The sequence below is a fragment of the Leeuwenhoekiella sp. A2 genome (assembly GCF_047946655.1).
Classification (GTDB): Bacteria; Bacteroidota; Bacteroidia; order Flavobacteriales; family Flavobacteriaceae; genus Leeuwenhoekiella.
Map to the genome: position 1 here is coordinate 3,990,682 of NZ_CP172311.1, position 21,660 is coordinate 4,012,341.

At 36.2% G+C, this 21,660-nt stretch carries 11 protein-coding genes; 10 read left to right on the forward strand and 1 reads right to left on the reverse strand.

Annotated elements, in window-relative coordinates; all coding sequences use genetic code 11:
- The first annotated feature begins 11 nt into the window (after positions 1 to 11).
- From ACH3PA_RS17575 to ACH3PA_RS17585, 3 genes are all read left to right on the forward strand, one after another.
- Positions 12 to 3,443 carry a ThuA domain-containing protein gene (locus ACH3PA_RS17575; RefSeq protein ID WP_416442450.1) on the forward strand — a complete coding sequence of 1,144 codons (3,432 nt, stop codon included), beginning with the start codon at positions 12 to 14 and terminating at the stop codon, positions 3,441 to 3,443.
- A 218-nt stretch (positions 3,444 to 3,661) separates the two neighbouring features.
- On the forward strand, positions 3,662 to 6,907 hold the full coding sequence (locus ACH3PA_RS17580; protein ID WP_416442452.1) for a SusC/RagA family TonB-linked outer membrane protein: 3,246 nt from the start codon (positions 3,662 to 3,664) through the stop codon (positions 6,905 to 6,907).
- An 18-nt stretch (positions 6,908 to 6,925) separates the two neighbouring features.
- Positions 6,926 to 8,713: a RagB/SusD family nutrient uptake outer membrane protein gene (locus ACH3PA_RS17585; RefSeq protein WP_416442454.1), complete on the forward strand. Its 1,788-nt coding sequence runs from the start codon at positions 6,926 to 6,928 to the stop codon at positions 8,711 to 8,713.
- Between the two features lie 130 nt (positions 8,714 to 8,843).
- On the opposite strand, the gene ACH3PA_RS17590 is transcribed toward ACH3PA_RS17585, so the two are convergent.
- A complete protein-coding gene (locus tag ACH3PA_RS17590) occupies positions 8,844 to 9,383 on the reverse strand; it encodes a DUF1572 domain-containing protein (RefSeq protein ID WP_416442456.1) in 540 nt (179 codons plus the stop codon).
- A 307-nt stretch (positions 9,384 to 9,690) separates the two neighbouring features.
- Here ACH3PA_RS17590 and ACH3PA_RS17595 point away from each other — a divergent pair, with 307 nt between their 5' ends.
- The 7 genes from ACH3PA_RS17595 (at position 9,691) to ACH3PA_RS17625 (ending at position 21,654) form a co-directional block, all read left to right on the forward strand.
- Positions 9,691 to 10,716 (forward strand): LacI family DNA-binding transcriptional regulator, encoded by a 1,026-nt coding sequence (locus tag ACH3PA_RS17595; RefSeq protein ID WP_416442458.1) that lies wholly within the window; start codon positions 9,691 to 9,693, stop codon positions 10,714 to 10,716.
- Positions 10,717 to 10,989: 273 nt separating this feature from the next.
- Positions 10,990 to 13,209 (forward strand): hypothetical protein, encoded by a 2,220-nt coding sequence (locus ACH3PA_RS17600; protein ID WP_416442460.1) that lies wholly within the window; start codon positions 10,990 to 10,992, stop codon positions 13,207 to 13,209.
- Between the two features lie 219 nt (positions 13,210 to 13,428).
- The gene (locus tag ACH3PA_RS17605) at positions 13,429 to 14,496 is read left to right on the forward strand and encodes a Gfo/Idh/MocA family protein (RefSeq protein ID WP_416442462.1); all 1,068 of its coding nucleotides are present in this window, start codon (positions 13,429 to 13,431) and stop codon (positions 14,494 to 14,496) included.
- 32 nt (positions 14,497 to 14,528) lie between these two features.
- The gene (locus ACH3PA_RS17610; protein WP_416442464.1) at positions 14,529 to 16,808 is read left to right on the forward strand and encodes a GH92 family glycosyl hydrolase; all 2,280 of its coding nucleotides are present in this window, start codon (positions 14,529 to 14,531) and stop codon (positions 16,806 to 16,808) included.
- A 14-nt stretch (positions 16,809 to 16,822) separates the two neighbouring features.
- Positions 16,823 to 18,271, forward strand: coding sequence for a Gfo/Idh/MocA family protein (locus ACH3PA_RS17615; RefSeq protein ID WP_416442466.1), 1,449 nt, complete (start codon positions 16,823 to 16,825; stop codon positions 18,269 to 18,271).
- Between the two features lie 83 nt (positions 18,272 to 18,354).
- On the forward strand, positions 18,355 to 20,625 hold the full coding sequence (locus ACH3PA_RS17620) for a GH92 family glycosyl hydrolase (RefSeq protein ID WP_416442468.1): 2,271 nt from the start codon (positions 18,355 to 18,357) through the stop codon (positions 20,623 to 20,625).
- 69 nt (positions 20,626 to 20,694) lie between these two features.
- A complete protein-coding gene (locus ACH3PA_RS17625) occupies positions 20,695 to 21,654 on the forward strand; it encodes a glycoside hydrolase family 43 protein (protein WP_416442470.1) in 960 nt (319 codons plus the stop codon).
- Positions 21,655 to 21,660: the final 6 nt, after the last annotated feature.

Here is a 21,660-nt window from a genome sequence, read left to right on the forward strand (position 1 = left end):
TATTATACTCCATGAAGTTACAAATTTTAAAATTTGCAGCTTTCCTGGTAATGTTTAGCATTATCACGATAAGTTGTAATGAAAGTCGCCAAGGTAAACCAAATGTCCTAGTTTTTACAAAAACTGCAGGTTATCATCATAACTCAATAAAAGATGGTATCGAAGCATTGCAAAAACTGGCAACTGAAAATGATTTTAACATAGATACTACATCGATTGCGAATTTCTTTAGACAGGACAGTCTAAAAAAATATGCAACAGTTATATTTTTAAATACCACAGGCGATTTATTAAACTATAGAGAGCAGGCAGAATTTCAAAAATATATTGAGGCCGGTGGAGGATATCTGGGTATACATGCTGCGGTGGATGCGGAATATAACTGGCCCTGGTACGGTAAATTAGTAGGTGCCTATTTTAAAAATCATCCTAAAATACAGGAAGCTTCGCTAAATCTTAAGACCGATACTAATTTTAAAGTAATTGAGTCACTGCCTAATCCCTGGAATAGAACTGATGAATGGTACAATTTTAAGGAAATACCCCATGATGTTCATGTTTTAGCAAGTATAGATGAGCAAAGTTATGAGGGAGGAAACAATGGAGAGAACCATCCCATGGTATGGTATCATGAATTTGATGGTGGAAGATCCTTTTATATGGCACTAGGACATACCCCGGAGTCTTATAAAGATCCAGATTTTTTAAACCTGCTGAAGTCAGGGATAAACTATACAATAGGAAAGAATAACAAGCTTGATTATTCAAAAGCGGAAACGTTAAGTGTCCCGGATGCCGATCGTTTTGCTAAAAAAGTCATAGGAACCGGCTTTGATGAGCCTACAGAAATAAGCATCTTACCTCATCAAAACATATTAATAGCAGAACGAAAAGGAGCAATAAAATATTATAATAACACAGATAGCAGTGTTACAAAAGTAGCTGATCTAAATGTTTATAAAAAAGCTATACATACTGAGAATGTTAATGTAGAATTTGGTGTTTTAGGCCTACAAGCCGATCCATTTTTCGAAAAAAATAATTGGGTATATGTCTATTATTCTCCTATGGATAAATCTGTTGACAGATTGTCAAGATTTAAATTTGAATCAGGTAACTTCCACGTCGATTCTGAAGAGATAATATTAGAAGTTGCTACAGATCGTGAAATTTGCTGTCATACAGGAGGATCTATTGCCTTTGACAGTAAAGACAACTTATATCTATCTACAGGAGATAATTCTACTCCATTTGACGAAATTGATGCCGCTACCGGTAAGGCCTCTGCCATCAACTCACATGGTTTTGCCCCTTTGGATGATAGAGAAGGAAAATACAATTATGATGTACGTCGTTCAAGTGGTAATACGAATGATTTAAGAGGTAAAATATTAAGAATTCATGTAAATGAGGATGGTTCATATGACATCCCTCCCGGAAACCTTTTTACTAAGAATGAAGCCAAAGCGCGACCAGAAATTTATGTTATGGGCAACCGTAATCCCTATAGAATTTCAATTGATAAAAAGACAGATTTTCTATACTGGGGAGAAGTTGGTCCAGATGCTAATAATGATAGTCTTGCCACAAGAGGAGCCAGAGGTTATGATGAAGTGAATCAAGCCAGGGTGGCTGGTAATTTTGGGTGGCCATACTTTATTGGCAAGAACTTACCATATCATGAGTACAACTATGAAACTGGTGAGTCAGGTCCCGCCTTCAACGTCAATAAAGTTCTTAATAATTCTAGAAATAATACTGGGTTAAAAGAACTACCCCCTGCTCAACCTGCTTTCATTGCTTATCCATATGCTTTATCTGAAGATTATCCAATTTTAGGAAAAGGCGGTCGTACAGCTATGGCTGGCCCCGTTTATCATACAGATGACTTTCCAGAAGATACAAGATATCCTGAGTATTACAATAACAAATTATTTATATATGATTGGGTAAGAGACTGGATAATGGCTGTATCTATGAATGAAAAAGGCGACCTTGAAACTATTGAACCTTTTATGAAAAATACATCCTTTAAAGCTATAAGCGATATGGAAGTAGGTCCTGATGGTCAATTTTATATAGTTGAATATGGTAAAGGATGGTATTCAAAAAATGAAGGAGCAGACTTATCTGTAATAACCTATAATAAAGGCAATCGTCCTCCAGTAGTAGATATATCATTAAATAAGGATGCGGGCAATCTTCCACTTGTGATACATGCTTCTGCAAGTAACGCCTATGATCCTGACGGCGATAAATTAACTTATCTATGGGACATGGGTAATGGAAAAATAATAGAATCTAATGAAGAACAAATAAGTTATACATATGACAAAGCTGGCGTTTATGATATTTCTCTTACGGTAAAAGATAATAAGGGCAGTGAGACTAAAAGTTCATATAAGCCAGTTTACGCCGGAAATAATCGGCCCAATATTGAGATTAAAGTTGATGGTAATTCATCATTTTATTTTCCTAATAAGGAAATAGCTTATGCTGTTATTGCAGAGGATACTGAAGACGGTATTATTAATAACACTGAAGAAAACTCTAATCTCTATATAAAAGCGGAGTATTTAGCAAGTTTAGATAAAGCTGGATCGCACACAGCAAACACAGCGAATAATTCACAACCTGGTAGAAAATTAATGCAGTCTTTAGATTGCATAGCATGTCATAAGGTTAATGAAAAATCTATAGGACCTTCATTTGCACAGGTAGCTATGAGGTATAAAAATGATTCTAATGCCTTAAATTTCTTACCCACAAAAATTTTACAAGGAGGTAGCGGTAACTGGGGTGAAGTCGCCATGGCGGGACATCCGGATTTACCTGAAGAGGATGCCAAAAAAATTGTCAGCTATATCTTATCGTTAAGTAAAGACAAACAAAAAACCAAGTCATTGCCTGTTCACGGTTCATTTCTCCCTTCTAAGAAATTTCAACTTAATACTCAGGGTGATGTTATTCTAACCGCTTTTTATACAGATAAGGGAACTTCTGAAGTACCACCTCTTGAAGCAACAGAACAAAAAACACTTAAAAATCCTGTTTTAAAACTGGAACAATCAACCATTTCAGACGGTGTCTCTGATGGTAAAATAAGGGGTAAACAAATGAAATTTATTAATACATCAAGTTGGATAAAATTTTCACAACTTGATCTATATGGGATAAACGCTGTGCTAGTAGATTATGGCCTTGCCGAAGTAACAAATTCAGGCTGGGACATTGAATTACACATCGACAATCCTCAAGGTCCATTGTTAGGTAAACAGAAAATTGGTATAGGAACAAAGCCTCGTTTACCTTCAGAAGCAACTTTAAAAATCACTGACATCAAAGATAATTCCTTACATGATGTTTACTTTCTTTTTAAGAAAATAGATAATAATGAAAAAGGAGGTTTTGCTTTAAGTGATTTAACCTTTAAAGCTGGATAGTTATAATCTTAATGTAAAAAAAGATTATCTAAGTATAAATTTCTTCCCCTTCAGAAAATTGCTCTAAAGCAATACTTATTGAGACTGCTCAGTAGTAGAATCAATATGTCTCACATTTAGAGTGACAGCAAATACTGAACACTTGCTAAGCGGTGTAAATAAATAGCTTAGGAATTCTAATAAATAATCAACCTTTTAAAACCTATTAAATGAAAAGAATGAAAATTTTATTTAGTGCTATTTCCAATAGCAACTATGATTGTCGTGTCTTTATACGTCATTTAAAAAATACGGTTGTTTTCCTATTCCTTATTATAGCCTATACTGGTTATAGTAAAGATTCCACTGGGGCGAATAAAAATGTACAGACAACTGTAACGGGAACTATTACAGACGCTAACGGCATGCCTCTACCTGGGGTTAATATTTTAGAAAAAGGCACTACTAATGGTGCATTAACAGATTTTGACGGAAAATACACCATTATGCCCAGCTCGTCTGATGCAGTATTAGTATTTTCTTTTGTCGGAATGACTACGGCAGAAAGACCAGTAGGAACTAACAGTGTTATCGATGTGCAAATGGCTGAAGACTCTCAGGCTTTAGACGAAGTTGTGGTTGTAGGTTATGGCACTCAAAAAAAATCAACTCTTACAGGTTCCGTTAGTACATTAGATGGAGACGATGTCGCTCAAACTCCTGTTTCGAATGTTTCTCAATCGATTGCGGGAAGAATGGCAGGTGTAAGTATGCGCCCCAATGGTGGTCAACCAGGAATGGATAGTCCTATTATACAAATACGAGGCATAAGTACAACCGGAAACAGTGCTCCTTTAGTCGTTGTTGATGGCATAATAAGATCAAATATTAGTCAAATTGATCCCAATACAATAGAGTCAATGTCTGTTCTTAAAGATGCGGCAGCGGTTGCCCCTTATGGTTTGGGTGGTGCTAATGGTGTTATTCTTATTACTACAAAGAAAGGAAAAACAGGTGCTCCGGCATTGAGTTTAAGTACATATTATGGGATACAAACACCTACTTATGACTATTACCCTGAACTGCTAAATGCTCAAAATTATATGAGCTTAAGAAATGAAGCTTTTTTAAATGATAATATGGGTGTAGTACCTGAGGGTAGTCAACTCCCATTTGATCCAGATGTTATAGCCAATTATGACAGTCTACATGCTGAAGATCCTGACAGATACCCCCAAAGTAATCCTTCAGAATATGTGAATGAAAGTGCACCCATTCAAAACTATAATATGCAGTTAAGTGGTGGTACAGAAAACACTAAATATTATGCAGGTCTTGGCTATTTTAATCAAGGAGGTTACTTTGATCCTATGAGCTATGATCGTTATAATTTTAATATGAACTTACAATCTCAGGTCACATCAACCACAAAAGTTTTACTATCAGTTCTTGGGTCTATTGAAAAAACCAAAACGGTAGATCCTGAAGAAACTGCAAGTGGCTTATTTAGAAGCGGATTTAAATTTATACCCATTCGCAATATCGTATATAGCAACGGCTTATGGGGTGAATTTGCCGGTAGATCCCCTGTTGCAATATTAAATTCAGGAGGCTATGTCAAAAACAGTAACAACACTTTATTAACCACTGCATCTATAGAACAAGAACTACCATTTTTAGAAGGCTTAAATGTAAAGGGAACTTTTAGTTATGATCCCAATCAACGTACCATAAAAAGCTGGCATAGACCGTTTTATTTTTACTCTCAGGATCTTAATACAGAACCCTATACATATAACAGAGAAATTTCTGCTAATGAGGGTGGTGCAGCCAGCTACACTTGGTTAAGTCAACAATATTCAAAAAATCAAACCTTTACTTATCAGGGTATTGTCAATTATGCTCACACTTTTGGAAAGCATGATGTTTCAGCCTTATTTGTGGCAGAAGCGCGTAACAATAAGTATGAAAGATTTAGCGCACGCAGAAATAACTTTGCTGTAAATATTGATGAACTGGGTATGGGTAGTTCAGACAGAAACGACTATGATAATGATGGCTCCTCCTCTACTGGAAGCCAGGTAGGTTATGTATATAGACTTACATATGCCTATAATAATAGATACCTTTTTGAAGCTACAGGCCGCTATGATGGTCATTACTATTTTGCCCCGGGGGAACGATATGGTTACTTTCCCGCTTTTTCTGCAGGATGGAGATTATCAGAAGAAAACTTTATGCAAAATCTTGAATATGTAAATAATCTTAAGATTAGAGCATCGTGGGGGAAATCAGGAAATCTTGCAGGAACAGCTTTTCAATATTTAAACGGTTACAATTTGTATGGTAATGCCTACGCATTTGGTACTGGTAGAATGGTGCAAGGTTCTTACGTACCGCTGGAAGCAAATCCTAATATTACTTGGGAAATAGCGACTAAATTCGACGTAGGCTTCGATGCCACTTTATGGAATAGTCTTCTTACTCTTGAAGCTGATTACTTTTCTGAGAGACGTACAGGTATGTTACTTCCACCTGCGGTTAGCGTTCCTGCAGAGTATGGTCTAGATCTTTCTGAAGAGAATGCCGGGATCATGAAAAGTCATGGATTTGAATTTGTTATAGGCAGTAACTACACTTTTAAAAATGGACTTTTACTAGGTCTTAACGGTAACTTTAGCTATGCTACTAATGAAATGGTTGAAGTATTTGAAACTGCGGCTACTCGCAATAACCCTAATCGTAGTAGAACCGGGCGAGCATACAATACACCATTTGGTTACCATTCTCTTGGTTTATTCTCTACCTCAGACGATATAAATAGTGATGGTATTATAAATAGCGCAGATGGATATGATATAGAGCAATTTGGAGAGCTCCACCCCGGAGATATTAGATATGCAGATTTAAGTGGTCCTGAAGGCGTTCCGGATGGAAAAATTGATGCTAACGATGAAACTGTCATTGGTAATCCTGCTTATCCTATGATTACATATGGTCTTACAGCAAACGCAAAGTGGAAAGGTTTTGATGTTAGTCTCTTCTTCCAGGGATCGGCCAAGGTTAGCTTTGATTTAAATCAATCTTTCCAAACGCTGCCATTTGCAAACAACAGTAGCAATACTACTTCAGAATACTACAATAATAGATGGACGCCGAATACTCAAGGGGCAAAATATCCGCGAGCAACGCAAAGCCCTTATGCTAATAATACACAGACCTCCGATTTTTGGATGGTAGATAGCAAATTTGTAAGACTTAAAACAGCCCAAATAGGGTATACGCTGCCTAATAGTCTAACTGATGTTTTACATATACAGAACTTAAGGTTATATGTTACAGGACAGAATTTATTTACAATTAGTAAACTAGATTTTATCGATCCTGAAGCTGGGTATATGGATCAAAACAATGAAGAAATAGACAGAGAGACTGCATATCCTAACTCAAAGATTGTAACCTTCGGTTTAGATCTAAACTTTTAATACTTAAAATATATCAAGATGAAATATAAAAACATAATTTTAAAGATAAGCCATCTACTTATTTTTGGATTACTCGTATCTATTTTCATATCCTGCGACGAGGAATTTTTAGATAATACTGATAAAACAAATTTAAATGATGACACGCAATGGGAATCTGAAAGCACTGCGGATTTATTTTTAAACGACATATACAGTAGTGTACCCAATAAAGGTAATGAACCAGAAAATCTGGATAATTTTACAGATGATAATGATGCAGGTTTTTATTATACGTCATATAATTGGAAAAGTGGTATTGTAACTCCATCTGCCAGTGGATTCGAAGTTTGGGGCGGGACATCTGGACCTACAGATCATGCTAACTGGACAAGCACTTATAATAAAGTAAGAAAATGCAATCTATTTATTCAAAAAGTTAATGAGAATTCAACCAATTTTTCAGAGACATACATTCAAAAAAGAATAGATGAAGCCCGTTTTCTAAGAGCTTATTTTTATAGTGAACTATGGCTGCATGTAGGAGGACTACCTATAATTACTGAACCTCTTGATCGCAATACTATGGATAGTACTGAGATTTATAACGCACGGTCTACTTTTGCCGAAACTTTAAATTTTATGACAGATGAGCTGGAATCTATAGTGCAAAATCAAGCTCTTGAAGTTAAGTATAGCTTTGGTGACAGTGATGCCGGGCGTGCCACATTAGGAGCTGCATTGGCTCTGAAAGGATGGTTAGAACTATATGCTGCCAGCCCGCTCTTTAATAGTTCTCCTGCCCTACCAGATCCCAGCCACTTAATTAGTTTTGAAAGTAAAGATGCTTCAAGATGGGCAAAGGCTGCCGCTACTAATAAAAAGTTTATAGATGAGTATGGCGGTACTTATGCTTTATTTCAAGATCTGCCTAATTTATGGCGTGCTTCAAATGAATATAATTCAGAAGTGATTTGGGATAGGCAAGTTGTAGCAAATACAATGGGATCTAACTATGAGCAATACGGCGGACCGGTCTGGGTTAATGGCGTATATTATACATGGGGAAATTATGATCCCACACAGGAAATGGTTGACGCTTTTGCCATGGCTAATGGTAAAGTAATATCAGACCCTACCTCAGGATATGATCCTCAAAATCCTTATGAAGGCCGGGAAAAAAGATTTTATGATTTTATAGTTTACGACGGTGCTCCTTATAAGCTAGATTGGATGGAAACCACAGATACAATTTATACGAGAATTGATGAAGTAAATCCATCTCTAAACGAAATAGATTTTGGTAGCGATGATGTAGGTAATACCGGATATTATTCTAAAAAGAAATTAAATCCGGATGCTCCCCGTGGAGGTGGTGCAAGTGGTCAAAATTATATTTTTTATCGCTATGCGATGGTATTGCTTAACTATGCTGAAGCACAAAATGAAGCATCTGGCCCAGATGCTTCTGTTTACGAAGCAATAAATGCTATAAGAAATAGATCTGAGTTGCCAGATCTTGCAGAGGGACTTGATCAGGACGCAATGAGAGAGGCTATTCACAGAGAACGCCGCGTAGAACTAGGATACGAAAACAACAGGTTTTTTGATATTATAAGATGGAAGATTGCAGAAGATGTTATGAATGTTGACAAGCATGGTATGAAAATAACAAATACGTCTCCTTCTGATAATAGCGGAGAATGGGTTTATGAAGTAATTCCACTTAACCACCCACATGTTTTTACACCTAAAATGTATATGAATCCAATACCGCAATCTATAATTGACCAGAATCCAAAAATTGAACAGAATCCAGGTTATTAATCCTGTAAAAAGTTGAGCATGCAATAAACTTCCAACTGTTTAAGTTGGAAGTTTATTTATTTTGTTCTTTCGATAATTCGGCTGAAAATCATCATTATTTAGTGATTTTTAGATCAAAACGTACGATTTTTTAGTTCTGATTAGTATTGTTATTAATCAACTTTTTAAGAATTACTATTTGTCCCAAGTGGTAGTGATTATGTTCTATAAGACCTTGTAAATTTCTATAGTAAGTGCCGTATTTCTTATCAGTAAAATCTTGCCATAGCGTGCTTTCAGGTAATTGTTCAATTAGGTTGGCAAGGACTTGTGCATCTTCAAAAGCTTTGATTAATAAATTTTCCCAATCTTTCTGAGATGAAACAACAAGATGATCAAAACTATATTTATCGTGAGATTTCAATGGTTTTGCCTGTAATACTTCCGTAACTGCAATCACAAAATAATTAATGTGATAAACTAAAGAGACTATTGTATTCAATGATGAGACCTTGGTGGTAGCCTGTTCCCACGAAATTTCTTGTAAATGATTCTTTAAAGATGAGGCCGTCCAATTACCACCAAAATACACCTCTCTAAAATTCTTGGCAATTTGATGAGATAGTATCATATGTAAGCTGATTATCTTATTTATTCCTATTACAAAATAAATAAAAATTAAAAAAGCCATTCGCTTAAAACACAATTTACCAAATTAGACCAAAGAAAAATACTTATAAATAGGTTATACCTTAAATTGGTTAATTATATTAGCATTTTGACTAAAAATGATTGAATTTATTCAATTAACGTACCTAAATTTCGGGTCTGAAATTTATGGTCATACGTTGTATAAATCTTTAAAAATTTTACGCTGCTTGAAATAAGAACGTTCAATTTTAAATTAAGACTAATTACGACAACTTAAAGTTAAAAATTCTTCTGTATACTTATAAGTCATAATACGTTAATTGCAGGAATTGAATGAAAATCGATCTATGAAACAAAAACGGCCTGCCTTAAAAGACATAGCTTCTAAATTAAATGTCTCAATTACCACCGTATCGTTTGTACTCAACGGAAAAGGTAAAGAGAAAAAAATATCAGATGAAGTCATAAAGAAAATTCAGGATTATACAGAATCGATCAACTTCAAACCAAACTTAGTCGCTCAAAGTCTTAGAACCGGAAAAACAAAGATTATTGTTTTTATGGTAGAAGACATAAGTAATTATTTTTTTGCCAAACTAGCTCGCATTATTGAGGACATAGCCTACAATAAAGATTACAAAGTTCTTTTTTGCAGTAATGAAAACGATGATAAGCGATCCCGAGAACTCATAAATCTGTTTTATGAAAGGCAAGTAGACGGTTTTATAATTATCCCTTCTGCCGGAATTCGTAATGATATTGACGATTTAATAAAGAAAAATGTCCCGGTAGTTTTGTTTGACCGTTATTTTCCAGATCTTAAAACAAATTATGTTGTTATTAATAATAAAGATGCTGCAAACAAAGCGACCAGACACTTAATTGATAATGGGTTCAAAAAAATCGCTTTTATCACTACAGACGTCAAACAAACTCAAATGCTTGATCGTTTAAAGGGATACGAAGAGTGCGTTAGTCAGGCGCAATTATCTAGTAATGTATTAGAAATACCATTCAAAGACGTTAATTCTGATAAAGGCAAGGGACTTATACATTCATTTATTACAGATCATGCTGAATACGATTCTGTATTTTTCTCAACTAACTACCTCACACAGAGTGGCTTAGAAGTCATTAAAGACTACAATCCTAATCTGCTCAATGAACTAGGTATTATTACATTTGATGATAACGATTTGTTCAGAATATATACACCAACAATTTCTGCAGTATCCCAGCCTTTACAAGAAATTGGTGAAAAATTAATGAAAATCATGTTAAACATGCTTAAAGAAAAGGATGGTAGTGATTCGCCTCAGGAAGTTGTATTAAATGCCGAATTGATACAAAGAGACTCTTCTAAAAATAGATAATTTATCAATCTCCTCGCTTTTTCAAAATTAATTAGAAAGGATCTTTAAATTAAAGAATATTTCTTAATAAATAATTTCCTTAAACTAAATCGTTTTAGTAGATTTATCAAAGTATTAACCAAGACGAGCTTAAAATTTTAATTAAGGAATAACTTTAAAAACCATTGCTTTTTGTTTAATAGAAACAAAACTAACGCAAACGATTTAGTTTTGGTTCTATGGTTTTTTAACTGTACTTTAATATTACAAGCTTTCGTTATTAAATATTGACAAGTGACCCTACTAAAGCACTCACAATTACGACTATTCGGCCCTGTTTTTCTATTATTCCTATTACAGTCGTTTTATAGTTTTAGTCAGAAGCAAACTTATCCTGATACAGAAAAAACCGCTTTTCAGACTAGTAGTAAATGGATTCCTGAAATTGATACGCGTGCAGATATCGCTATAGTTTACGGTGTGAATGGTAATCCATCTGATCACAGCAAGATGGAAACCTTTGAAGAACGTGCCAAATCCTGGAAAGATCATGGCTATAATACCCATTTTATGACGGGTATCGCATGGGGTTCTTATCAGGACTATTTTTTAGACAAATGGGATGGTATAAATCACTTAGGTGAAGGACAAGTACAGCAAAACGGAGACACAATATGGCACGGTCGCAACGTGCCGTATATTGTACCCAGTGATTCATTTATCGCCTATATTAAAGAAAGCGTTATCGAGCGCGTTATTAACGCCGGCATAACTTCAATTTACTTTGAAGAACCAGAATTTTGGGCAAGAGCTGGCTACAGTAGCGCATTTAAAAAAGAATGGCAAAAATATTATGGTTTCCCATGGAGACCACAAGATGCATCTCCAGAAAATACCTGGCTTGCAAATAAGCTTAAATATGAATTGTATTATAATACTTTAAAAGAAACTTCAGCTTACGCGAAAGCTTACGGCAAAAAGAAAGGCCTTGACGTAAAAGTTTATATTCCTACCCATTCTTTAGTTAATTATTCGTCATGGAGTATTGTAAGTCCTGAAGCAAGTCTCGCTTCTTTACCGGGAATCGACGGCTACATTGCGCAAGTTTGGACGGGTACTTCACGAGAACCTACTTATTTTAATGGTTTAAAAAAAGAGCGAACTTTTGAAAATGCATTTTTAGAATACGGCTCTATGGTTTCTATGACCGCTCCCACCGGTCGTAAAATGTTTTTTCTTACAGATCCTATTGAAGATCGTAAAAAAACATGGGAAGATTACAAGCAAAATTATCAGGCTACTTTCGCAGCAGAATTACTATATCCTATGATGGCTAACTATGAAGTCATGCCGTGGCCGGAACGTATTTATACAGCGCCATATCAGGTTGCAAATAGTGATAAAAAAGTGTTGATCCCAAAAGATTATTCTACCCAGATGCAGATAATGATCAATGCGCTTAATAAAATGCCTGTGTCTGATAATCACGTAAGCGGAAATCAGGGAATAGGAGTTTTAATGGGTAACTCTTTAATGTTTCAGCGCTTTCCTACTCATGATAATTATGATGATCCGCAGTTTTCTAATTTTTACGGGCAGACACTTCCACTGGTAAAAAGAGGAATTCCGGTGGAAACGGTTCATATGGAAAACCTTCAATATTCTGAAACATTAAAGAACATTAAAGTTCTGGTAATGAGTTATTCAAATATGAAACCTAACAATTCTGAAGTTCATAAATACATTTCAGATTGGGTTAAAAAAGGAGGTGTTTTGGTTTATGTGGGCAAAGACGATGATCCCTATCAAAATGTGATGGAATGGTGGAATACCGGTAAAAACCACTATAAAACGCCCTCTGAACATCTTTTTCAGCTTTTGGATATTAATAATTCCTCAGCAGAAAAAAACTTTAAAGTAAGAAAAGGAATGGTTCACATTATTGATCAAAATCCTAAGGAATTTGTACTGAATAAAAATGGAGATAAACCGTATCTCGACGTAATTAAAGAAGCTTATGAGCAAGATACTAAAGCCGGAAAAATAGAATTTAAAAACAATTTTTTCCTGCAAAGAGGACCTTATCAAATTATTTCGGTGATGGATGAAAGCGTATCAACTAAAGTTTACAAAAGTACGGGGCTATTCATTGATTTATTTGATCCTAAGCTTCCTATTCTAGAAGAGAAAATTACGGAGCCTGGAGATCAGTCTTTTTTATATGATTTGTCATCGCTGAAAAACAGCTCAAAATCCCAGGTTTTAGCCTCTGCAGCGCGTATTTCTAATGAATTAAGCGATATAAAAAGCTATTCGTTTATTGCAAAAAGTCCGGTAAATACTGTCAATAGCATGCGCATTTTGCTTCCGCACAAACCAGCAAATATTAAAATTATAAATGCCGAAAGTAAAGAAGCACAATCTTTTGAAAAAAGCTGGGAGGCAGGTAGTAAAACACTTTGGTTACAATTTGATAACAGCAGTGACGGAATAAAAGTAATTATTGAATTTTAAAAGCCCTCTTATAAACTGCATAGTTTTCTAATAATCAACTTATAATATAATTTCTATGGGCCCTTTTATCATCATTTATTTATTCTATATCGTCGTATTCCTTATAATCCTTTTTTTTATATATAAATGGGTGACAAGATTTCTATCTCTAAAACAAGAACAAAATGAGATTCTAAGAGAACTTGTTTCTAAAATGAATAAGGATTAATTCAAAAAATTATGAGACTACTAATAGTTATTATTTGCACCTTTTTTACCTCTACAGGTTATAGTCAGGACTTACTTAATGTGGCAGTGGTAGGCTTAAGTCATGATCATGCTCACGTGATTATGAATGAATACAAACAACACAAAGTGAATATAGTGGGTATCGCAGAAAGTGATCAAAACCTGATTGACCGGTACACAAAGTCGTATAACATTCCAGATTCTTTGTTTTATTCTTCGGTAGAAGAAATGCTTGCTAAAGTAAAGCCAGATGCGGTTTTAGCTTACAATCCTATTTCAGAACATATTGATGTTGCCCGCATTTGTTTACCAATGCAACTACCTCTTATGGTTGAAAAACCTCTTGCCATAAACTCAGATCAGGCTCAGGAAATGGCTGCGCTTTCGCGAAAGCATAATACGCCGCTGTTAACCAATTATGAAACAACCTGGTATGGAAGCAATCAAACGCTGAAAGATAAAGTGACCCAGAGCGATTTTGGGATCATTAAAAAAATGATCGCTCGTGATGGTCATGAAGGTCCTAAAGAAATAGGCTGCAGTAAAGAGTTTTTGTCATGGCTTACAGATCCTGAAAAAAATGGCGGTGGTGCTGTAATTGATTTTGGCTGTTATGGTGCAAATTTAATGACCTGGCTGCAAAACGGTGAGAAGCCCATTGCCGTTACTGCGGTTACCCGAAATTTTAAACCAGATGTTTATCCTAAAGTTGACGACGATGCAACCATTATTCTAGAATACGAGCACGCGACCGGAGTAATTCAGGCTTCGTGGGATTGGTCATACAGTTTAAAAGATCTTCAGGTTTATGGTACTTCATCTTCTTACGAAGCTGTTGATGGTAACACATTAAAATATAGCCCAAAACATACAAAAATCGCCCAAATTGACCTAAAAACCGACTATTATCAAGACCATTTAACCTATTTAAAAGCAGTTCTAGACGGTAAAATCAATACGACAGATGATCTTTCTTCTTTAGAAAATAATCTCATTGTTGTAGAAATACTTGACGCTGCTAAAAAGTCTGCTAAGACTGGAAAAAAGGTAATGCTTTAGTAAAAGTGAAAAATTGTAAGAATAAACTATTTATGAAATTTAAGTTAATCATTGTAATCTCTCTTTTTTTCAGCTTTGATTTCACAGAAGCACAAACTAAAACAAATGATCTTGCAGATTATGTAAATACACTTCAAGGTACCAATTCAAAATTTGAACTCACACGGGGCAACACCTATCCTACCACTGCCCTGCCCTTTGGTATGAATACCTGGACACCGCAAACGGGAAATAATGGCGACGGATGGAAATATCAATATTTTAAAGAAACAATTCGTGGCTTTCAACAGGCACATCAGTGCAGTTCCTGGTCTAATGATTATGCGGTGTTCTCACTTATGCCGGTAACAGGAAAACTTACACTTGATGAGAATGATCGCGCAGCTGGCTTTACGCATGATAACGAGATTGCAAAACCATATTACTACAAAGTAGCTTTAGACAATAATATTACAACAGAAATGTCACCTACAGAACGTGGTGTTCACATGCGCTTTACATTTCCTAAAAAAGAAGATTCTTTTATAGTTCTAGACGGCTACACCGGCAAAAGTGAAATACAAATTGATGCTAAGAACCGCCGAATTACAGGTTATGTGACAAACGGAAGAGGTATGCAGCGTTTTGAGAATTTCAAAAATTACTTTGTGATTCAATTTGATAAGCCTTTTAAAACCTCAGGAATTTGGGAGAATAAATCAGGTGAAAAATGGGATAATATAACCCATAAAGAAGGAGATGGCATAGGCGCCTATATTCAGTTTAAAAGTGGTGAGAGAGTTCAGACAAAAATTGCTTCCTCCTATATTGGTCCAGAGCAGGCGCAGCAAAATCTCGACACCGAACTTGGTAAATTTAAAAATCTTGAAGATACTAAAGCTTCCGCGAAAGCGATTTGGAACAAACACCTCAATAAAATTGTTGTAGAAGGGGGAACAGAAGAACAGATGAGAACTTTTTATTCCTGTTTTTTTAGAGCCAGCTTATTTTCAAGAAAATTTTATGAACTCAAAGAAAACGGTGACCCGTATTATTATAGCCCATACGATGGTAAAATACATGATGGTTATATGTACACAGATACCGGCTTCTGGGATACTTTCCGGGCACAGTTTCCTTTAAACGCTTTGTTGTATCCAGAAATGCACGGTCGCTATGTTTCGGCATTACTAGATGCCTATGATCAATGTGGGTGGTTGCCGTCCTGGTCTTTCCCCAGTGAAGGTGGTAGTATGATAGGTAATCACGCAATATCCCTGCTTGCAGACGCCTGGGCAAAGGGCATTCACACCTTTGATCCAGAAAAAGCTTTACAAGCATATTACCATGAAGCCACTGTAAAGGGTCCTTGGGGACCAGCAAATGGTCGCGATGGTTTTAAAGAATATTATACACTGGGTTATGTCCCTTATCCTGAATATAGAGAAGCTACCGCAAAAACATTAGAATATGCATATGATGACTTTTGCGGCTATAATTTGGCCAAAATGACCGATAATAGCTTCTATCAGGGCGTTTTTAAGAGACAGATGTACAATTACAAAAATGTTTACGATCCTAAAACAGGTTTCATGCGTGGACGTAAAACAGATGGCAGTTGGCAGCCTGATTTTGATCCTTACGAATGGGGTGGCCCATTTACAGAAGGTAACGCGTGGCATTATGAATGGTCTGTTTTTCAGGATCCACAAGGACTTATTAATTTAATGGGCGGAGAAGATAACTTCAATAAAAAATTAGATTCTGTCTTTACCGTACCTAATACCGTACATGTGGGCACTTATGGCGGTAAAATTCATGAAATGACAGAAATGGAAATGGCAAATATGGGTCAGTATGCTCATGGTAATCAGCCTATACAGCACATGCCTTATCTATACAATTACTCAGGTGAGCCCTGGAAAGCTCAGAGTCATGTACGTGAAATTATGGAAAAATTGTACAGTTCAACAGAGAACGGGTATCCTGGTGATGAAGATCAGGGACAAACCTCTTCATGGTATGTGCTAAGTGCGATGGGATTTTATAGTGTATGCCCGGGAACAGACCAGTATGTGCTGGGGAGTCCTGTTTTTCAAAAAACTACAATCTCTTTAGAAAACGGAAACCAATTTGTAATCGACGCGCAAAACAATTCTAAAAATAATGTATATATCAATGAAGCAAAACTTAATAATTCTAACTTCACTAAAAACTTTTTAACATACAAAGAAATAAGCAACGGTGGAACATTCACTCTAGATATGACTGACAAGCCAAATAAAAACCGAGGAAAAAAAGAATCAGATCAACCTTTTTCACTTACAGAATAATAAAAACCATAGACATGAAAGAAAACAAAAATTCTCAATCTAGTCCAAGACGCGACTTTATCAAAAAAACGTCAATAGCTTCTTTAGGTATTTCAATTGTTCCGCGCCATGTATTAGGTGGTGTAAACTTTACAGCTCCCAGTGATAAATTATATGTTGCCGGTATTGGTGTAGGTGGTAAAGGAGAAAGTGATATTAAAAACTTTGCAGATTCAGGCAAAGCAGAAATTGCTTTTTTGTGCGATGTTGATGATCGTAGAGCTGCGACTTCCAGAGCTCGTTTTCCTAAAGCAAAATATTATAAAGACTGGCGAGAAATGTTAGATAAAGAAGGAAAGCATTTTGACGCTGCTTCCGTTTCTACTCCAGATCACAACCACGCTTCTGCTTCTATTGCAGCCATGAAAATGGGAAAACATGTATATGTTCAAAAACCATTGACGCACGATATCTATGAAGCCAGAAAGTTAACTGAAGCTGCAGAAAAATATAAGGTAGTCACCCAAATGGGTAATCAGGGTGCATCTAATAATGGTACTCGTTTAATGAGCGAATGGTTTGATGCCGGCTTAATAGGAGAAATCAAAGAAGTTTATTGCTGGACAGATCGCCCGGTCTGGCCTCAAGGTATTCCATGGCCCCAAACTTCGTCACCGGTACCAACTGAATTAGACTGGGACCTTTGGTTGGGCACAGCACCATATAAAGACTATGTAGATGGTCTTGTGCCTTTTAACTGGCGTGGCTGGTGGGATTATGGTACTGGTGCGCTGGGCGATATGGGATGTCACCTTGTAGAAGTTCCGGTACGGGTACTAAATCTTAAATACCCTAAAGATGTACAATGTAGTGTGGGTAGTGTATATGTAGATGAATTTAAACGTGGGTATTTCCCAGACAGCTGTCCTCCTTCAAGTCATGTTACTATGACATTTCCTAAAACAGATAAGACCAGTGGCGATATTAAACTACACTGGATGGATGGTGGCATTCAACCTACTCGTCCTGAAGAATTAGGACCTAATGAAGTTTTTGGTGATGGCGGTAACGGTGTTCTTTTTATAGGTACAAAAGGTAAGATGATGTGCGGTACATATTCAGAAAATCCACAACTTTTGCCTACATCTAAAACTGATCAAACCACAGTAGATCAAAAATATGAGCGTGTGGAAGGTGGTGCAAATGGTCATTACAAACAATGGGTAGAAGCAGCAATCGCCGGATATGGTAAAAAAGAAGTGAGTTCACCATTTAGTGTAGCCGGCCCATTAACTGAAACCTTACTTATTGCAAATCTCGCTATCCGTGGCTTTGATATGCAGAAGAAGCGTGAGGATGGTGGCATTGATTACCCTGGTCGTTATATAGAGATGCTTTGGGATTCAGACAACATGCGAGTAACTAATTTTGAAGAAGCAAATCAGTTTGTTAAGCGTAACTATCGTGAAGGCTGGACTCTTTAGTTAAAGCGCACTATTTGTTAAATAAAATCCTCAATTTATTTTGGGGATTTATTTATGTCTCATTCATAATCAAGTAAACAAAAATGCTATTTGATAATTTAAAGTCTTTACTATTTTTATGGAGCATCAGCCTAATTTCTTTGGCAGGCTGTTCTAGCGATAAATCTGTTCCTTTACAATCTGAGCCTGTAGATTTAGTTAATCCGTATATGGGAAATATAAGTCATATGCTTGTGCCCACATTTCCTACTATACATTTACCTAATAGTTTTTTACGGGTATATCCTGAAAGAGGTGATTATACCGGGGATCTGTTAAATGGTTTACCGTTAATAACGACAAGTCACAGAGGCAGTTCTGCATTTAATTTTAGCCCCTTTCAGGGCAAGGAAAGTAAACTCCGGCCAATTATACAATATAGTTATGACCACGAGAAAATAACACCATATTCTTACCACGTTTTCTTAGATAATCAACAGATAGAAGTTGATTATGGCGTTTCCCATCAATCAGCTAAATACACCATCACTTTTGAAAAAAATGATAGTCCTCTTATAGTTTTGAATTCTAGAAATGGCGAACTTCATTGGGATGGTACTGCTATTTCGGGTTATCAGAACCTTGATAATTCAACTCGGGTTTTCATATACCTAAATCCGCAGGAAGTTCCAGATAATATTTTTACGTTAGAAAATGGAACCCTTAAGGATGGTCAAGATTCACAGGGTAACGCTGCAACTTTAGTAATAAAATATAATAAAGGGAGTAGATCTCTTGATTTTGATTACGGTATTTCTTTTATAGATGCAGACCAAGCCAAAGCAAATATGGAACGGGAGTTATCAAACATTGATCTAAAATCGTTACAAAAGCAAGGCAGGGATATCTGGAATAAAGCATTAGGAAAAATTGAAATAGAAGGAGGTTCACTTGACGAAAAAACTGTTTTCTACACCTCTTTATACCGTTGTTATGAAAGACCGGTATCAATTTCTGAAAACGGTCGCTATTATAGTGCGTTTGATGGTAGCGTACATAATGATAACGGCAGAGATTTTTATACTGATGACTGGATTTGGGATTCATACAGAGCTCATCATCCCTTGAGAGTACTGATTGACCCTAAAAAAGAGGAGGATATTTTAAACTCTTTCCTTCTTATGGCAGAACAGATGAACAATTTCTGGATGCCAACTTTTCCGGAAATAACCGGTGACAGTCGCCGTATGAATTCAAATCATGCAGTCGCATCTTTTATTGATGCTTATCGCAAAGGGTTAAGAGGGTTTGATCTAGAAAATGCGTACAAAGCTGCTAAAAATGGTATTATGAAGAAAACATTAGCTCCATGGTCTGGCAAACCCGCAGGTGAATTAGACAAGTTCTATCGGGAACACGGTTACATTCCTGCTCTGCGTGAAGGAGAACCAGAAACTATTCCTGAAGTAAACTCATTTGAAAAGCGTCAACCTGTTGCAGTTACTCTGGGCACATCCTATGATGAATGGTGCTTATCTCAGGTAGCAAAAGAGTTAGGGAAAGATGAGGAAAAGGATTTCTTTCTAAAGAAATCGTTTAACTATCGTAATTTATTTAATTCTGAAACTGGTTTTTTTCATCCCAAGGATAGTGAAGGTAACTTTATTGAGCCGTTTGATTATCGCTTTTCCGGTGGTATTGGTGCCCGAGATGCTTATGACGAAAATAATGGATGGACTTATCGCTGGGATGTACAACATAATATAGCAGATCTCGTAGAACTTATGGGAGGAAGAGAAAATTTTACGGCTAATCTTGACCTTTTGTTCTCAACGCCCATGGGAAGGGGTAAACGTGAATTTTATACCCAACTTCCTGATCAGACAGGTAATGTAGGTCAATTTACGATGGCAAATGAACCTTCTCTACATATTCCTTATTTGTACAATTATGCCGGGCAACCCTGGAAAACACAAAAAAGAATACGTAAGCTCGTTAAAGAATGGTTTAGAAATGATTTAATGGGAGTTCCTGGTGATGAAGATGGCGGTGGCATGTCTGCTTTCGTAGTCTTTTCGCAAATGGGATTTTACCCTGTAACCCCGGGAATTCCTGCATACAATATAGGGAGCCCGGTATTTAAAAATATCACTATACATCTTGACAATGGCAAGTATTTTAAAATAAGTGCTGAGAATTATTCTGAGGAAAATAAGTATATACAGTCAGCTAAACTTAACGGGGAAAATTGGAATAAACCTTGGTTTTCTCATGATTCAATCAAAAATGGAGGAAGCCTCGTACTGACAATGGGCAATCGGGCTAATAAAAACTGGGGAAGCAGCAAAAATGCAGTTCCGCCTTCAGCAGAATGAAAATTATTTTAAGCAAACTAAATCGTTTTATGTAAGCTATGCTTATATTTAAAAATTCAATTTAAATTCATGTTAAAAATTTCTCTTTTTATTACTTTATTTTCTCTGGTAACGGGGTTTGCCCAAAATAATAATCCGGTTTTTAAAGGCTGGTATGCAGATCCTGAAGGTATAATCTTTAATGACTCGTACTGGATCTACCCCACCTACTCTGCCCCTTACGATCAACAAGTATTTCTGGATGCTTTTTCCTCTCCCAATTTAACAGACTGGACAAAGCATGATCACATACTAGATACTACCGCTGTTAAGTGGGCAAAGCGTGCTATGTGGGCACCTTCAATTATAGAGAAAGACAATAAGTACTATTTATTTTTTGGTGCAAACGACATTCAAAGTGATAAGGAGCTGGGAGGCATTGGTGTAGCTGTAAGCGATTCTCCTAAAGGCCCTTTTAAAGATTATCTGGGTAAACCCTTAATTGGCAAGTTTTATAACGGTGCGCAACCTATAGACCAGTTTGTTTTTAAAGATGTTGATGGCAAGTTCTATCTATATTATGGCGGTTGGGGACATTGTAATGTAGCACAGCTTAATGATGACTTTACAGGTTTTATACCTTTTAAAGATGGCAGCACTTTTAAAGAAATTACTCCTAAAAGTTATGTAGAAGGTCCGTTCATGTTTGTAAAAGATAAAAAATACTATTTTATGTGGTCTGAAGGTGGCTGGACTGGTCCTGATTATAGTGTGGCGTATGCAATAGCAGATTCCCCATTTGGCCCCTTTAAGAGAGTAGATAAAATTTTAGAACAAGATCCTGAAATAGCTACCGGTGCAGGGCATCATAGCGTTATTCACCGCACTAATTCTGATGATTATTATATAGTATATCATCGCAGACCTCTTGATGAAAGTGATCGAAATTCTCGTGAAACATGCATTGATAAAATGTACTTTGACGAAAATGGCTTCATCAAACCCATAAAAATAACAAAGGAAGGCGTAAAGTCTAATCCCTTAAAATAATAAAGT

What these genes read in the sequence shown, in the direction of transcription:
- ACH3PA_RS17575 (WP_416442450.1), top strand. Translation starts at nt 12, where the DNA reads ATGAAGTTACAAATTTTAAAATTTGCAGCTTTCCTGGTAATGTTTAGC.
- ACH3PA_RS17580 (WP_416442452.1), top strand. Translation starts at nt 3,662, where the DNA reads ATGAAAATTTTATTTAGTGCTATTTCCAATAGCAACTATGATTGTCGT.
- ACH3PA_RS17585 (WP_416442454.1), top strand. Translation starts at nt 6,926, where the DNA reads ATGAAATATAAAAACATAATTTTAAAGATAAGCCATCTACTTATTTTT.
- ACH3PA_RS17590 (WP_416442456.1), bottom strand. Translation starts at nt 9,383, where the DNA reads ATGGCTTTTTTAATTTTTATTTATTTTGTAATAGGAATAAATAAGATA.
- ACH3PA_RS17595 (WP_416442458.1), top strand. Translation starts at nt 9,691, where the DNA reads ATGAAACAAAAACGGCCTGCCTTAAAAGACATAGCTTCTAAATTAAAT.
- ACH3PA_RS17605 (WP_416442462.1), top strand. Translation starts at nt 13,429, where the DNA reads ATGAGACTACTAATAGTTATTATTTGCACCTTTTTTACCTCTACAGGT.
- ACH3PA_RS17610 (WP_416442464.1), top strand. Translation starts at nt 14,529, where the DNA reads ATGAAATTTAAGTTAATCATTGTAATCTCTCTTTTTTTCAGCTTTGAT.
- ACH3PA_RS17615 (WP_416442466.1), top strand. Translation starts at nt 16,823, where the DNA reads ATGAAAGAAAACAAAAATTCTCAATCTAGTCCAAGACGCGACTTTATC.
- ACH3PA_RS17620 (WP_416442468.1), top strand. Translation starts at nt 18,355, where the DNA reads ATGCTATTTGATAATTTAAAGTCTTTACTATTTTTATGGAGCATCAGC.
- ACH3PA_RS17625 (WP_416442470.1), top strand. Translation starts at nt 20,695, where the DNA reads ATGTTAAAAATTTCTCTTTTTATTACTTTATTTTCTCTGGTAACGGGG.